At 70.8% G+C, this 13183-nt stretch carries 14 protein-coding genes and 1 pseudogene; 3 read left to right on the top strand and 12 right to left on the bottom strand.

All coding sequences use genetic code 11. The features are described 5' to 3' along the window. The 7 genes and pseudogenes from C1J00_RS04545 to C1J00_RS04515 form a co-directional block, all read right to left on the bottom strand. A pseudogene (locus C1J00_RS04545) lies at positions 1-460 on the bottom strand (nicotinate-nucleotide--dimethylbenzimidazole phosphoribosyltransferase); the annotation flags it as partial. A gap of 365 nt (positions 461-825) precedes the next feature. Further along, on the bottom strand, positions 826-2046 hold the full coding sequence (gene cbiE / locus C1J00_RS04540; protein WP_102907724.1) for a precorrin-6y C5,15-methyltransferase (decarboxylating) subunit CbiE: 1221 nt from the start codon (positions 2044-2046) through the stop codon (positions 826-828). Between the two features lie 146 nt (positions 2047-2192). Further along, positions 2193-2825: a GNAT family N-acetyltransferase gene (locus C1J00_RS04535; RefSeq protein WP_102907723.1), complete on the bottom strand. Its 633-nt coding sequence runs from the start codon at positions 2823-2825 to the stop codon at positions 2193-2195. A gap of 138 nt (positions 2826-2963) precedes the next feature. Beyond that, entirely contained in the window at positions 2964-3782 is an 819-nt protein-coding gene (locus tag C1J00_RS04530) for a MetQ/NlpA family ABC transporter substrate-binding protein (protein ID WP_102907722.1), read from the bottom strand. 61 nt (positions 3783-3843) lie between these two features. Next, positions 3844-4551: a methionine ABC transporter permease gene (locus tag C1J00_RS04525; protein WP_102907721.1), complete on the bottom strand. Its 708-nt coding sequence runs from the start codon at positions 4549-4551 to the stop codon at positions 3844-3846. Next, complete coding sequence (locus tag C1J00_RS04520) at positions 4548-5582, bottom strand: methionine ABC transporter ATP-binding protein (protein ID WP_102907720.1); 1035 nt, start codon at positions 5580-5582, stop codon at positions 4548-4550. Before C1J00_RS04520 ends, C1J00_RS04525 begins: the two co-directional genes overlap by 4 nt. Before the next feature lie 376 nt (positions 5583-5958). Next, a complete protein-coding gene (locus C1J00_RS04515) occupies positions 5959-6609 on the bottom strand; it encodes an HAD family hydrolase (protein ID WP_102907719.1) in 651 nt (216 codons plus the stop codon). A gap of 69 nt (positions 6610-6678) precedes the next feature. On the opposite strand from C1J00_RS04515, the gene C1J00_RS04510 reads away from it, so the two are divergent. After that, positions 6679-7038, top strand: a complete 360-nt coding sequence (locus C1J00_RS04510; protein ID WP_102907718.1) for a hypothetical protein — start codon at positions 6679-6681, stop codon at positions 7036-7038. Further along, positions 7019-7450: a hypothetical protein gene (locus tag C1J00_RS04505; protein WP_102907717.1), complete on the top strand. Its 432-nt coding sequence runs from the start codon at positions 7019-7021 to the stop codon at positions 7448-7450. The genes C1J00_RS04510 and C1J00_RS04505 overlap by 20 nt, the downstream gene beginning before the upstream one ends. Positions 7451-7511: 61 nt before the next feature. On the opposite strand, the gene C1J00_RS04500 is transcribed toward C1J00_RS04505, so the two are convergent. From C1J00_RS04500 to C1J00_RS04490, 3 genes are all read right to left on the bottom strand, one after another. Continuing rightward, a complete protein-coding gene (locus C1J00_RS04500; RefSeq protein WP_102907716.1) occupies positions 7512-8009 on the bottom strand; it encodes a GNAT family N-acetyltransferase in 498 nt (165 codons plus the stop codon). Positions 8010-8066: 57 nt separating this feature from the next. Next, positions 8067-8561, bottom strand: coding sequence for an RNA polymerase sigma factor (locus C1J00_RS04495; RefSeq protein WP_102907715.1), 495 nt, complete (start codon positions 8559-8561; stop codon positions 8067-8069). 90 nt (positions 8562-8651) lie between these two features. Then, positions 8652-9716 (bottom strand): glycerophosphodiester phosphodiesterase, encoded by a 1065-nt coding sequence (locus C1J00_RS04490; protein ID WP_245936196.1) that lies wholly within the window; start codon positions 9714-9716, stop codon positions 8652-8654. A gap of 571 nt (positions 9717-10287) precedes the next feature. Between C1J00_RS04490 and C1J00_RS04480 the strand changes: the two genes are divergently transcribed. Continuing rightward, on the top strand, positions 10288-10962 hold the full coding sequence (locus C1J00_RS04480) for a lysophospholipid acyltransferase family protein (RefSeq protein ID WP_102907714.1): 675 nt from the start codon (positions 10288-10290) through the stop codon (positions 10960-10962). Positions 10963-11051: 89 nt separating this feature from the next. Here C1J00_RS04480 and C1J00_RS04475 read toward each other — a convergent pair whose 3' ends face one another. Together C1J00_RS04475 and C1J00_RS04470 are read right to left on the bottom strand one after the other, a co-directional pair. Beyond that, entirely contained in the window at positions 11052-12587 is a 1536-nt protein-coding gene (locus C1J00_RS04475; protein ID WP_102907713.1) for an MFS transporter, read from the bottom strand. Then, entirely contained in the window at positions 12584-13135 is a 552-nt protein-coding gene (locus C1J00_RS04470; RefSeq protein ID WP_180989402.1) for a TetR/AcrR family transcriptional regulator, read from the bottom strand. The genes C1J00_RS04475 and C1J00_RS04470 overlap by 4 nt, the downstream gene beginning before the upstream one ends. Between the last annotated feature and the right edge of the window lie 48 nt (positions 13136-13183).

Here is a 13183-nt window from a genome sequence, read left to right as displayed (position 1 = left end):
CGCGGGGGCCGTCGAGGTACTCGGGGCCCGCGGCGGACGGCACCGGCTGGCGCACGGGCGCGTCCGCGGGGCCGCGGTCGGCGAGGGAGCGGACCGGGCTGGCGGAGCTGTCGGGCAGCGGCGGACCGAGGTGCAGTGGCCGGCGCGGGGTGACGGGCGGGATCGGCGGCGGGTCGGGCAGACGGACGCCGCCGAGGTCGACCGAGCCGCTGTCGCGGCCGGAGATCTCGTGCGGGCCCGGCTGGTGCACGGCCTCGAGGACCGGCTCCGGCGCGGGCGGAGGGACCTCGTTGCCCCAGGCGCCCTGGGCACCAGGCAACAGCAGCAGGTCTTCGTCCTCTGCCTCTGCGGTGGTCTCGGAGAGGTAGGTGTACGCACCGGGCGCGGCGACGCCCGGCTGCTCCACCATGCCTGCACTCTCCGGCAGCCCCTCGCCCGGGACCTGGCCGGTGTCGGTCATGCGTACCCCTCGCCCATCGGTTAGTGCTCCTACGACCTGCTCGCCCGGAACGGCGCACCGACCGCCCCGCAGTGAAGAACGAGCGTGCGTCCCCAGCGGCACGAACGGTCCGCCCCGAAAAGGCGACAAAGCCATTCACTGGCATTGTCGCGGCCGTACCACCCTCACGGCAGCTTGATCCGCGACGGTCCGCTGTGGACTGCGCCACGTTGCGCGCCCTTCGGTTCTGCCGTACCACACACAACCCAAAACGGGCGCGCTTTCCGGACATTGGCCGACGAAGCGCCGGGCGTCCTTGGCGGTGCAGCGATCGGCCAGCCTACCGCGCGCAGTACGACAAGCCGATCACGGGGACGGCGGCTGGGTCAGGCGCTGCGCCGCGGCAGCACGCCGCTGAGCAGGAACGCGACGCTCCGCTCCTTCTCCGTCCAGGCCTTGCTGTCGAGTTCGACGGACTGCAGCAGGGCGCACTCGACGCCGTAGCCGTGCTCGGTGAGGTCGCGGCCGATGAGTTCGGCGGCGTCGCGGGTGGCGGCGTGCGTGACGATGCGCTGCGGGCGTCGGTCGGCGACCGCCGAGACGACGGCCGCTCCCCCGCCGCCGACCCGGACGACATCGGGCTCGGGGAGGTTCTCCAGGATGTGCGGGGCGGTGCCGTGCACGATCTGGAGCTGGACGCCGAGGCGGCGGGCGGCGGCGTCGGTGCGGGCGCAGGCGGACCGGTCGCTGTCGACGGCGAGGACGGCGGCACCGGCCCGTGCGGCCTCGACGGCGAAGGCGCCGCTGCGGCAGCCGATGTCCCAGACGAGGTCGCCGACGCGGGGCCCGAGGCGGGCGAGTTGGGAGGCGCGCAGCAGGTGGGTCTCCCCCTCGCCGAGATCCGCGCCGTACGCGTCGGCGGGCAGGGTCCAGCCGCGCGGTCCGGCGGACGGGTCGCGGCCGGAGATCCAGCCGCCTGCCTCCACCGCCGCGTCCGGCCGGGACGGGCCGCCGAGGACGATGACGACATTGGGGTCGCGCCAGGTGTGGTCGGCGGCCTTGTCGGAGGTGACGACGGAGACGCGCTCGCGGGTGGTGCCGAGTTCCTCGCAGACGACGAAGGAGCGGTGGACTCCTTCGAGGAGCAGACCGAGTTCGGCAGGGCCGGCGCCGGGTGAGGTGAGGACCGCGACCTTGGTGTGGGCGCGGCAGACGTTGACGGCGCGTCGCAGCGTACGGGGGTGTGCGGCGACCACCTGTGCGTCGTCCCAGGGCATGCCGGCGCGGGCGAAGGCGGCGGCGACGGCGGAGACGGCGGGGACGACCTCCACCTCAAGGCCGAACTCGGGGGCGCGCAGCGTGCGTACGACTCCGAAGAAGCCGGGGTCGCCGTCGGCGAGCACGACGGCCGTGCCGCGGTGGCCGGCGATGCGGCGGGCGGCGAGGGCGACACTGCCGAGGCGGATGCGCTCGGCGCCGGCGGGGACCTCGGGGAGCGCCAGGTGGTGGGCGGCACCGGCCACGAGCGTGGCGGCACCCAGGGCGGCGCTCGCCGCGGCGGTCAGCGGCGAACCGTCCCAGCCGATCACCGTGACCCGGTCGGCCATCGTCGTCAGTCTCCTGGGGTTTTCGCAGGTCGTCTGCGTGGCGTTGTGGGGGGGCAGCCCGCGGGTGGGCTCCGTGAGGGTACCCGGTGGAGGCGTCGGAGGGAGCCGCGGCGTCGTCGTCGCCGTCGTCCTGCGGGTGGTTCCGGTCAGTTCCAGTCGCCGAAGGACGTGAAGCCGTCCCGCAGCTGCTCGCCGACGCCTTCCAGGTCCTCGGGGAGCAGGCTCCAGACGATGAAGTCGGTGCGCACGTCGGTCCACGTGCCGTCCTCGGCGCGGGCCCGGGCTATACAGGCGTTGCGCAGCACGCCCTCGCTGATACAGCCGATCTTCTGCGCGACCTGCTGGGAGGCGGTGTTGTCGGCCGCCGTGCGCAGTTCGATGCGCTCGAACTTCTGGTCCCCCAGGAGCCACTGGGCGGTGGCCAGGGCGGCCTCGGAGGCGTAGCCCTCACCGCGGGCCCAGGGGGCGATGATGTACGACATCTCGGTGGACCGCACGCGCCAGTTCGTCTTGGTGAGCTGGATGACGCCGACCAGGCGCTGGGTGAGGAACTCGGTGACCGCGAAGTCGATTCCGCGCCCTCCGGTGCGCTCGGCGGGGGCGTGGTCGGTGATCCAGGTGCGAGCGCCGTCCTCCGTGAAGGGCTGGGGGGCACGGGTCCAGGCGGCCACCTGTTCGTCGTTCATCATCGCGGCCAGGGAGGCGACGTCGTCTTCGTCGAGGGGACGCAGCACCAACCGCTCCGTGCTGATGGAGATGTTGGGGAAGGTGCTCGTCATGCGCCGCTCCGTAACCTTCGGTGAACCTTCTGGGCATGCTGAACTGCCCAGCATGCAGCATGAAAGCATCGGTCCGCATCACGGGGCCCTCCCCCCGTGGATGGAGGAAGGGCCCGTGCGGGGGTGCCGGGTGTGGGCTCAGAACGAGGCGAGCACGGAGCCGGCGTACTTGTCCTGGATGAACTTCTCCACCTCGGGCGAGGTGAGGAGCTTCGCGAGCTTCTTCACGCGCGGGTCGTCCTCGTCGCCCTTCTTCACGGCGAGGAAGTTGCCGTAGGGGTTGCTCTTCGGCGACTCGAGGATGAGGGCGTCCTCGGAGGGCTTGAGGTCGGACTCGATGGCGTAGTTGCCGTTGACGACGGCGGCGTCCACGTCGTCGAGGGAGCGCGGCGTCTGGGCCGCCTCCAGCTCCTTGAACTCGAGGTTCTTGGGGTTCTTGGTGATGTCGGAGGGGGTCGCCTCGTTGCCGACGCCCGCCTTGAGGGTGATGAGTCCGTCGGCGGCGAGGAGCTTGAGGGCGCGGGCCTCGTTGACCGTGTCGTTGGGGATGGCGACGGTGGCACCGCTCTTCAGGTCGCCGGCCTTCTTGGCCTTGTGGGAGTAGAGGCCGAGCGGTTCCAGGTGGACCGTGACGACGGGCACGATGTCGGTGCCGTTCTTCTTGTTGAAGTCGTCGAGGTACGGCTTGTTCTGGAAGTAGTTGGCGCCGACCGAGCCGTCCTGCGTCGCCGTGTTCGGAGTGACGTAGTCGGTGAATTCCTTGACCTGGAGGTCGAGCCCTTCCTTCTCGGCGAGGTTGTCCTTGACGTAGTTCAGGATCTCGGCGTGCGGGACGGGGCTGGCGGCGACGATCAGGGGGCCGTCTGTGCCGGAGCTGCCGGCGCCGCATGCGCTGAGCCCGAGGGTGAGGGCTCCGGCTGCGAGGACGGCGGTGGTGGTCTTGGCGGTGTTACGCACGAAAAGTGCCTTTCCTTATGGCCTTGCGGGTGGTGCGACCCCGTTGAGGGTGACGGGGGGTTCAGGAGGCGGCTTTGAGGAGCCGCAGTTTGGGGGCGGGGCCCGCATGGGAGCCGCGGCGGTGCAGGGAGCGGGCCGCGTAGTCGCCGGCGAACTGGATGACCGAGATGACGACGGCGAGGATCGCGACGGTGACCCACATCAGCTGGGTCTCGAAGCGCTGGTAGCCGTAGCGGATGGCGATGTCGCCGAGGCCGCCGGCGCCGACGGTGCCCGCCATGGCCGAGTAGCCGATGAGAGCGACGATCGTGGTGGTGGTGCTGGAGATCAGCGACGGCAGGGACTCGGGGACGAGGACCCTGCGGACGATGGTCCAGGTGTTGCCGCCCATGGACTGCACGGCCTCGACGAGCCCGTGGTCCACTTCGCGGACGGCCGTCTCGACCAGGCGCGCGAAGAACGGGATGGCGCCGACGGCGAGCGGCACGATGGCTGCCTCGACGCCGATGGTCGTCCCGGTGATCGAGCGGGTGAAGCCCATCAGGGCGACCATCAGGATGATGAACGGCAGGGAACGGGCGATGTTCACGACCTGCCCGATGACCTTGTTGGCCGTGAGGTTCTGCAGGAGGCCGCCCCGGTCGGTGAGGACCAGCAGGATGCCGAGCGGCAGTCCGCCGACGACGGCGATGAGCGTGGACCAGCCGACCATGTAGAGCGTGTCCCAACAGGCCTGCTCCAGCAGGGGCTGCATCTCGGACCAGGTCACTTGGCACCTTCCTTCACCGGTTCGGTCTCGTGGCCCAGGACGTCGATCCGGAGCCCCCGTTCACGCAGGAAGCCGATCGGCACGACGTTGTCCTCGTAACGGCCGGGCAGTTCGATGCGCATCCGGCCGACCTGGAGGCCGCCGACGGTGTCGATGGCGGCGCCGAGGATCGATATGTCGATGTTGTAGGTGCGGGCCAGCTGCGAGATGACGGGCTGGGTGGCGCTTTCGCCCTGGAAGGTGACGTCGACGACGGTGCGGTCCTCGCCGGAGGCCTCGCCGCCGAGCGGGAAGAGCGCCGAGGCGAGTTCCGAGCCGGGGGTCGCGAGAAGCTCGCTGACCGTGCCGGACTCGACGATGCGCCCGTTCTCCATGAGGGCGGCCGAGTCGCAGACGGACTTCACGACGTCCATCTCGTGGGTGATGAGCAGAACGGTCAGACCGAGCTGCCGGTTGAGGTCGCGCAGCAGCGCCAGGATCGAGCGGGTGGTCTCCGGGTCGAGGGCGCTGGTGGCCTCGTCGGACAGCAGCACCTTCGGGTCGCCGGCGAGCGCGCGGGCGATGCCGACCCGCTGCTTCTGGCCACCGGAGAGCTGGGCCGGGTAGGACTTCGCCTTGTCGGCCAGGCCGACCAGGTCGAGCAGCTCCAGTGCCTTGCGGGAGCGTTCCTGCCCTGACGTGCCGAGGATCTCCAGCGGCAGTTCGACGTTGTCCTGGACGGTCCGAGAGGACAGCAGGTTGAAGTGCTGGAAGACCATGCCGATGCGGCTGCGCGCCTGCCGCAGTTCCCTCCCGGCGCGCGGGCCTCGGCCGGCCAGGGCGGTGAGGTCCTGCCCGGCGACGGTCACGGTGCCGGCCGTGGGGCGTTCCAGCAGGTTGACGCAGCGGATGAGCGAGGACTTGCCGGCGCCGGACTGGCCGATGACGCCGTACACCTCGCCTTCGCGGACGTGGAGGTCGACGCCGTCCAGGGCGGTGACCTCGCGGCCGCGTGCGCGGTAGACCTTGGTCAGGCCCGAGGTGGTGATCACTGGGATTCCGTCACTGTCGAGTGCGCGGGCGTGGGTGTGCCCGGGCACAGGTGCGTTCGGTCAGAGACGCGACACGGTTCTCGCTGGGAAGTGGAACCGGGGAGAACAGGTGCGCGGGGCGGCATGAGGTCACGCAGCGCTCAGAGCGTGCGGACAGGCCGCGGTCTCGCTTCGGGGCGCGAGCTCAGGGGGTGGTGCGGGGGCCCTCTAGAAGGCGCACATTCGACACATACAACGAGCACCGGGCGTCATGGTCGCCTCGGTCGCAGGGATGCGGTCGCTCGTCGTGGTCATGCCGTCAGTAAAACACGCGTACGGTCCTTACCGACCCTCCGCTGTCCGGATGCTGGACAGCGGTGGACAGAATCGTGAGCGTTCAGGCGCGCGGGGAAATCTCCACGCCCTGCTCGGTGACCAGTGCGGACAGGGCCGACAGGTTCTCGACGACCAGGTCGGCCCGGAGTTGGTGCGCCTGGTGGGTTGTGGTCAACGCCACGGTGGTCATGCCGGCGGCGCGGCCGGACGCCAGGCCCGCGGGGGCGTCCTCGAACACGACGCAGTGCGCCGGGTCGACGCCGAGGGCGCGGGCGGCGAGGAGGTAGGGCTCGGGGTCGGGCTTGCCGCGCGTGATGTCGTCGGCGGCGACGAGCGTCTTGGGCAGGATGCCGACGGCGTCGAGCCGGGCCTCGGCGAGTCGCCGGGTGGCGGAGGTGACGACGGCCCAGCGGTCGCCGGGCAGGGAGTCGAGGAAGCCGCGGGTGCCTGGCAACAGGTGCACACCGCCGTTCGGTACGTCGTCGACCTCCAGGTCCTCGATGCGGGCGACGGCCTGCGGGACGATCTCGGCGGGCAGCAGGTCGGCGGCTATCTCGGCGGCCGGCCGTCCGTGCAGTTCGATCCGGGCGAACTCCTCGGCCGTGATGCCGTACTCCGTGGCCCATCGTGTCCAGCAGCGGTCCACGGAGGCGAGGGAGGAGACGAGGGTTCCGTCGTTGTCGAACAGCAGGGCCTGGGCGTGGATGGTCATGGCCTCGACCCTACGGTGCAGGCCAGGGCCGCAGGCATCGGGCCTTTTCGGCCGTAATAAGGTCGCAGCATGCTTGATGCCCTGACGCTGGTGACCGGCGTCGCCGCGCTGCTGCTCGCCGCCTGGTGCGGCTGGGCCGCCTACCGTGACCAGCCGACGAAGGACTGGCACTTCATCGGGATGGCCGTGGTCACGCTGCTGTCGCTGGTCCAGCTGGTGGTCGGGATCGTGCTGCTGGCGCGGGGCGAGGAACCGGAGCAGGGGACGACGATCTTCGTGGCGTACCTGCTGGGGGCGTTCGCCTGTGTCCCGGCGGCCGGGTTCATGTCGCTGGCCGAGCGGACGCGGTGGGGTTCGGTGACGGTGGCCGCCGGCGGTGTGGTGCTGGCGGTGCTGGAGGTGCGTCTCCATGACATCTGGGGAGGCTGAGGTGAGCCGGCGGCGGCTGATCAGCGGGCCGGGCACGCTGCTGGTGTGGCTGTACGGCGTGATGGTCGTGGGCGCGGTGTCGCGGTCCGCGTATCAGATCGCGACGGAGTTCGACCGGGCACCGCTGGCGTACTCGCTGTCGGCGGTGGCGGGGCTGGTGTACGGGTTCATCACGTACTCGCTGGTGCGGGGCGGGGAGAAGGCGAGGAAGGCCGCACTGGCGTGCTGTGTCGCCGAGTTGGCGGGTGTGCTGACGGTGGGGACCTGGACGTTGATCGAGCCGTCGGCCTTCCCGGACGCGACCGTGTGGTCGGACTTCGGGATGGGCTACGTGTTCATCCCCATTCTGTTGCCGGTGTCGGCGATCTACTGGCTGCGGACGTCGCGTGCGCGGCAGGGGGACAGCGGCTGAGGGGCGTCGGCGAGTGCGGGTGGTGCGGGATTGATCGCGCAGCTCCCCGCGCCCCTGGGCGTCAAGCCGTCGCCGCGTAGGCCCCGGCCGGCTTCTCCAGGACGATCATCGGTACGCCGTCGGAGCCCTGGGACGTGCCCACCGTCTCGTAGCCGACCTTGCGGTAGAGGCGGAGGTTGCCCTCGCTGCGGTGGCCGGTGTGGAGGCGGAAGCGGGTGGCGCCGTGCTGGTCGGCGAGGGCCGTCTCGGCCGCCCGGAGCAGGCGGGCGCCGATGCCGTGCCCCTGGAGCCGGGGGTGGACGCAGAGCTTGCCGATCCCGGCGGCGCCGTCCTCGGTGACCGAGCCGCGGACCGAGCCCACGACCTCCTCGCCGAGCCGGGCCACGAAGACGCAGTCACGGGTGACTTCCTCGCGGACCGAGTCGAGGGTTTGGACGAGCGGGTCGATGCGGTAGTTCCCGTACAGCGCCGCCTCCGTCTGGAAGCACAGGTACTGCAGTCTGAAGATCTGCTCCGCGTCCTGCTCGGTCGCCGCAGAGATGGTCACGCTCATGCCCATGTGCGCACGCCTCCCGCTCATCTGATCACCAGTCGTCCCCCACTCCTATCCCCGTCCTCAGCGGGCCGCAACCTCCGGTGTGAGCAATCTTCGGAGACATCCCAGGCATCTGGAACGTTCCGGGCCAAGACTCCCCTGTGAGATACCCAACTCCCCTGCGATTTCCCGGTATGTCGGGTCCTCCGGCGAGAGCAGGGCCTCCATCAGCCGGGGGCAGCGGCCCGGGAGGCGGCGCACGGCCTCGCGCAGGGCCCGGCCGCGGGCCGCGGCGAGGGCGAGCTGTTCGGGATCGCGGTCCGGGTCGTCGGCCGGTTCACCTGCGTACGGCCGTTCGAGACGGTTCGTACGGCGGGTGCGGCGCACTTCGGAGCGGACGGCGCGGCGGAGCCACTGCTGCGGGTCGAGCGGCGGGCCCTCGGTGTCGAGGCGCTCCAGCAGGCGGAGCCAGACCGCCTGCTCCAGGTCGCCCGGCTCGGTTCCGGTGGAATATGCCTCCGCGGAGGCCTCGGCGGTGAGCAGCGGGCGCAGGGCGGTGACCAGGTCGTGCGTCATATGCGGAGCGACGCGGCCACCCGGGCTGCGGGTTGCCCGGGCGGCCGAAGCTCACTCGACCGGGGGGTGTGACCTCGGGTGTTGACGGGCTCAGCCGTTGAAGTCCTCGCGGGCCAGCAGACCCGTGTCGGGCTGGTCGGTGAAGACGCCGTCGATGCCGGTCGCGAAGTACGCCCGGTACGCGCCGAAGACGTCACCGTAGGCGTCCGCGTCCATGCCCTTGCGGAAGTCGGCGGGCAGGAAGGGGTTCTCGTTGCGCATCGTGTACGGGTGCAGGATCAGGCCCACCTTGTGGGCGTCGGAGACGAGCGACGTCGGCCGGGTCAGCTTGCCCTGGGCGTCGCGCGGGATGACCAGGTCCAGGGTCGGGCCGATGCCGCGCGCGTAGGAGGCGATCTCCCTGAGGCCGGCCGGCTTGACCAGGTCGGCGACCGTGCGCGGGTCACCGGTCTCGACGAAGTCCCAGGGGCGGGAGTCCGCCGAGGACAGCAGGACGACCAGCGGGTTGTCGACGAGCCTGTGCAGACGCTGGATGCTGGTCGGCTCGAAGGACTGGAGGATGACCGGGGAGGTCCGCCGGTCCTTGCGGTACTTGCGCAGCAGCTTGGCGACGCGCTCCTCCAGCGGGAGGCCCTGCTTGCGGAAGTAGGTCGGGTGCTTGAGCTCGGGGTAGATCCACACCCGCTTGCCGCGCCTGCGGGTCTGCTCGTCCTGCCATCTGAGGACCTCTTCGAAGGTGGGGATCTCCCAGCGGCCGTTGTAGAGGGTGTTGTGCGGACGGTTGGCCGGGATGCGCTCGACGGCGCGCAGCGTCTTCAGCTCGGCGAGCGTGAAGTCCTCGGTGAACCAGCCGGTGGTGGAGACGCCGTCGAGCAGCTTGGTCTTCTTGCGGCCGGCGAACTCGGGATGGTCGGCGACGTCCGTGGTGCCGCCGATCTCCGGCTCGTGACGGCAGACCAGGTGCCCGTCCCTGGTCGGGACCAGGTCGCCCGCCTCGACGATGTCGGCACCCATGTCGAGGGCCAGCTGGTACGCACCGAACGTGTGCTCCGGGCGGTAGCCGCTGGCGCCGCGGTGGCCGATGATCGTCGGCCTGGGCAGGTTCCCCGGTCCGCCGCCGTGCCGGGCGCCGTCCGCTCGCGCGGTGCCGGCCATGCCCAGGACCGCTCCCCCGGCGCCGAGTACCGCCGCGCCGAGCAGGGCCCGCCGCCCGGTACCGCTCGGCCCGGTCCCGCTCGGTCCGGCTCCGCTCGGTCCGGCTCCGCTCGGTCCGGCTCCGCTCGGTCCGGCACCGCTCGGTCCGGCACCGCTCGTTTCTTCGTTCGACTCGTGCGTTCCCATGAGCGCCCTTCCTGCCGTTCGGCTCGTCAGTGCGGCCCGATCGTAGGGGCGCGTACATGACCGGTGGGAGACCTCGGACGGAACACGCGGGTGACGTCGGATGTCGTAGTGGCTGGTGAGAAGGATGAATTGACGGTTCGTCGAGTCTGTTCGATTCGGTCCGGCGGTTTTGGGAACGCGAGCGGTGTACTCCGGGGCGATGTGCGTCACATCAAGTCGGCCGCGTTACGCCCTTCTGGCGGCGCGCCACCGCAGGTAAACACGCGTCAACAATGCGTAAGGTCTCGGTGAAGTCGCCCGGCCCGATGTGCGCGATGCCCGGGGCCACGAGTATCGTCCTCACCTGCACAGACTCATACAGAACCCCTTGACACCGGAGGGTCCGTTGTCCCGCTTCGCGCTCATCAAGGCAGTGCTCGGCCCGGCCATGCGCCTGATGTTCCGCCCACGGGTGGAGGGTGCGGAGCACATTCCCGGCAACGGCCCGGTCATCCTGGCCGGCAACCACCTGACGTTCATCGACTCGATGATCCTGCCGCTGGTCTGCGACCGTCAGGTCGTCTTCATCGGCAAGGACGAGTACGTGACCGGCAAGGGCCTCAAGGGCCGGCTGATGGCCTGGTTCTTCACCGGCGTCGGCATGATCCCGGTGGATCGCGACGGTGGCCGGGGCGGTGTCGCCGCGCTGATGACCGGGCGACGGATGCTGGAGGAAGGCCGCATGTTCGGCATCTACCCGGAGGGGACGCGGTCCCCCGACGGGCGGCTGTACCGGGGGCGGACGGGGATCGCCCGGCTGACCCTGATGACGGGTGCGCCAGTGGTGCCCTTCGCCATGATCGGGACGGACAAGCTCCAGCCGGGCGGGGCGGGGCTGCCCCGGCCGGGCAAGGTCACCGTGCGGTTCGGTGAGGCGATGGAGTTCTCCCGGTACGAGGGGATGGACCGGGACCGGTATGTTCTGCGGGCCGTGACCGACTCGGTGATGGCCGAGGTCATGCGGCTGTCCGGGCAGGAGTACGTGGACATGTACGCGAGCAAGGCGAAGGAAGCGGCGTAGGTTTTCCGGTGCGGGTGCGTTGGGGTTTGTCGCGCAGTTCCCCGCGCCCCTGAGGGCGTCGTGCTTCGGTGTCAGGTCCGGGTCCTCGGCTACGCGTGGTCCGGTTCGGCGTTCTCCAGGTGCTGTCCCCTCAGCAGGAACCACGCCGCCACCGCCGCGGCCAGCAGGACCGTCGCGCCCACGCCCGCCGCGAGGGCCAGGCCGTCGACGAAGGACGTGCGGGCCGCGTCCAGCATCGCGGCTGCCCTGTGGGCCGGAAGACCCGCGGCCGCATCGACCGCGCCGCCCAGCGACTCGTGGGCCGCGGCCGGTGTGCCCACGGGACCGGTGAAGTCGCGGTAGACGCCGGTGACGATCGACCCGAGCGCGGCGATGCCGAGCGCGGCACCGAGTTCGTACGCCGTCTCGGACACCGCGGACGCGGAGCCCGCCTGTTCCTTGGGCACGCTCGAGAGGATCACGTCGGCGGTGACCGTGAACGAGAGGCCGGCACCCACACCGACCACCAGCAGCGCCGTACCGAGCAGCGGATAGCCGGTGGACTGGTCGAGCACCGTGAGCGCGGCCAGCGCTAGGCCGATGGCCGCGAGACCTCCGGAGACGACGGTACGCACCGAGAAGCGCCGTGCCGCTCGCCCCGCGAGGAGTCCGGCCACCACCGCGCCGATCGCCGCGGGCAGTTCGGCCAGTCCGGCCTCGAACGGACGCCTGCCCTGGACGAGTTGCAGGTACTGCGACAGGAAGAACACCAGGCCGGACAAGCCGAGGATGGTCAGCAGATCGGCCAGCACCGCGCCGCTGAAGCCGCGGTTGCTGAACAGCCGCATGTCCAGCAGTGGCGTCGGGAGCCTGAACTGGCGGCGGACGAACCCGTACAGGGCGGCCGCGCCCAGCAGGCCCGCGGCCAGGGTGGTCCACGCGAAGCCGTGCGTCGCCGCTTCCTTGATCGCGTACACGACACCGATCATGCCGACCAGCGACAGCACGACGCTGACCAGATCCCAGGGGCCGGGGTTCGCGGTGCGCGACTCGGGCAGCAGCTTGATCCCGACCACGACCAGCACGGCCATCACGGGCAGGTTGATCAGGAAGACCGACCCCCACCAGAAGTGCTCCAGCAGGAAACCGCCGACGATCGGGCCGACGGCCGTACCGGCGGAGGCGGTGGCGCCCCAGACGCCGACGGCCAGACTGCGCTCGCGCGGGTCGTGGAAGAGGTTGCGGATCAGCGCGAGCGTGGCCGGCATCAGGGTCGCGCCGGCGACGCCGAGCAGCGCCCGCGCGACGATCATCATCTCCGGGGTCGTGGCGTAGGCGTTGAACACGGATATCGCGCCGAACGCCGTGGCACCGACCAGCAGGATCCGCTTGCGGCCGATCCGGTCACCGAGGCTGCCCATGGAGACGAGCAGACCGGCGATGACGAACGAGTAGACGTCGCCGATCCACAGCAGTTGGGTGCCGGAGGGCTTGAGATCCTCGCTGATGTAGGGGGTCGCGAGACCGAGAACGGTCGCGTCGACGGCCACCAGCAGCACGGCGAGCACGAGAACGCCGAGCGCGAGCCAACGGCCCGGGCGCTTCACCACCTCGGTCGTCGACACCGGCTGCAGGGTGCTGGTCATGGTTCCTCTCTCCTGAGTGCGCCGCCGAGCAACAGCTCGACGATCATGTGCTGGAAGTCCTTGGGGGCGCCCTTGCCGCTCTGCACCAGCCAGGCGCCGGAGGCCAGCAGGCCGTACAGCGCCTCGGTGAGCCAGGCGGGCGTGAGATCGATGCGGAACTCGCCGCTGAGCTGGCCGCGCCGGAACAGGGCGGAGATCCGGTCGTCGATCTGGGCCCAGCCCGCGTGCTGCTCCTCGCCCTCGAACAGCTGGTTCTCGGTGTAGAGGAACGCGAGCAGTCCGGCGGCCGGCTCGACGGCTCCGACCAGCCGGCGTACGGCCTCGCTCGCGGTGCCCTCGTCGAGCCGGGCCGCGTCCAGCGCGGCCTCGCACTCCGCGATGCCGAGCGCCTCCAGGGCCCGGACGAGGGCGTCACGTCCGGCGAAGTGGCGGTGCAGCGTGGCCCGGCTGATTCCCGCGGCCCTGGCGACCTCGTCCATGGTCGCGGTGGATTTGCGGGTCAGCAGGGCCGCGGCGGCGCGCAGCACGTGCTCGGGATCGACAGCCATGAGACAAACATACCGCAGATGAGACACGGATGTCTCACTCGGGGCATG

This window comes from Streptomyces cahuitamycinicus, assembly GCF_002891435.1.
In the GTDB taxonomy this organism is placed as follows: Bacteria; Actinomycetota; Actinomycetes; order Streptomycetales; family Streptomycetaceae; genus Streptomyces; species Streptomyces cahuitamycinicus.
Note: the sequence above shows the minus strand (reverse complement) of the source record. Positions and strands in the feature narration are given on the sequence as shown.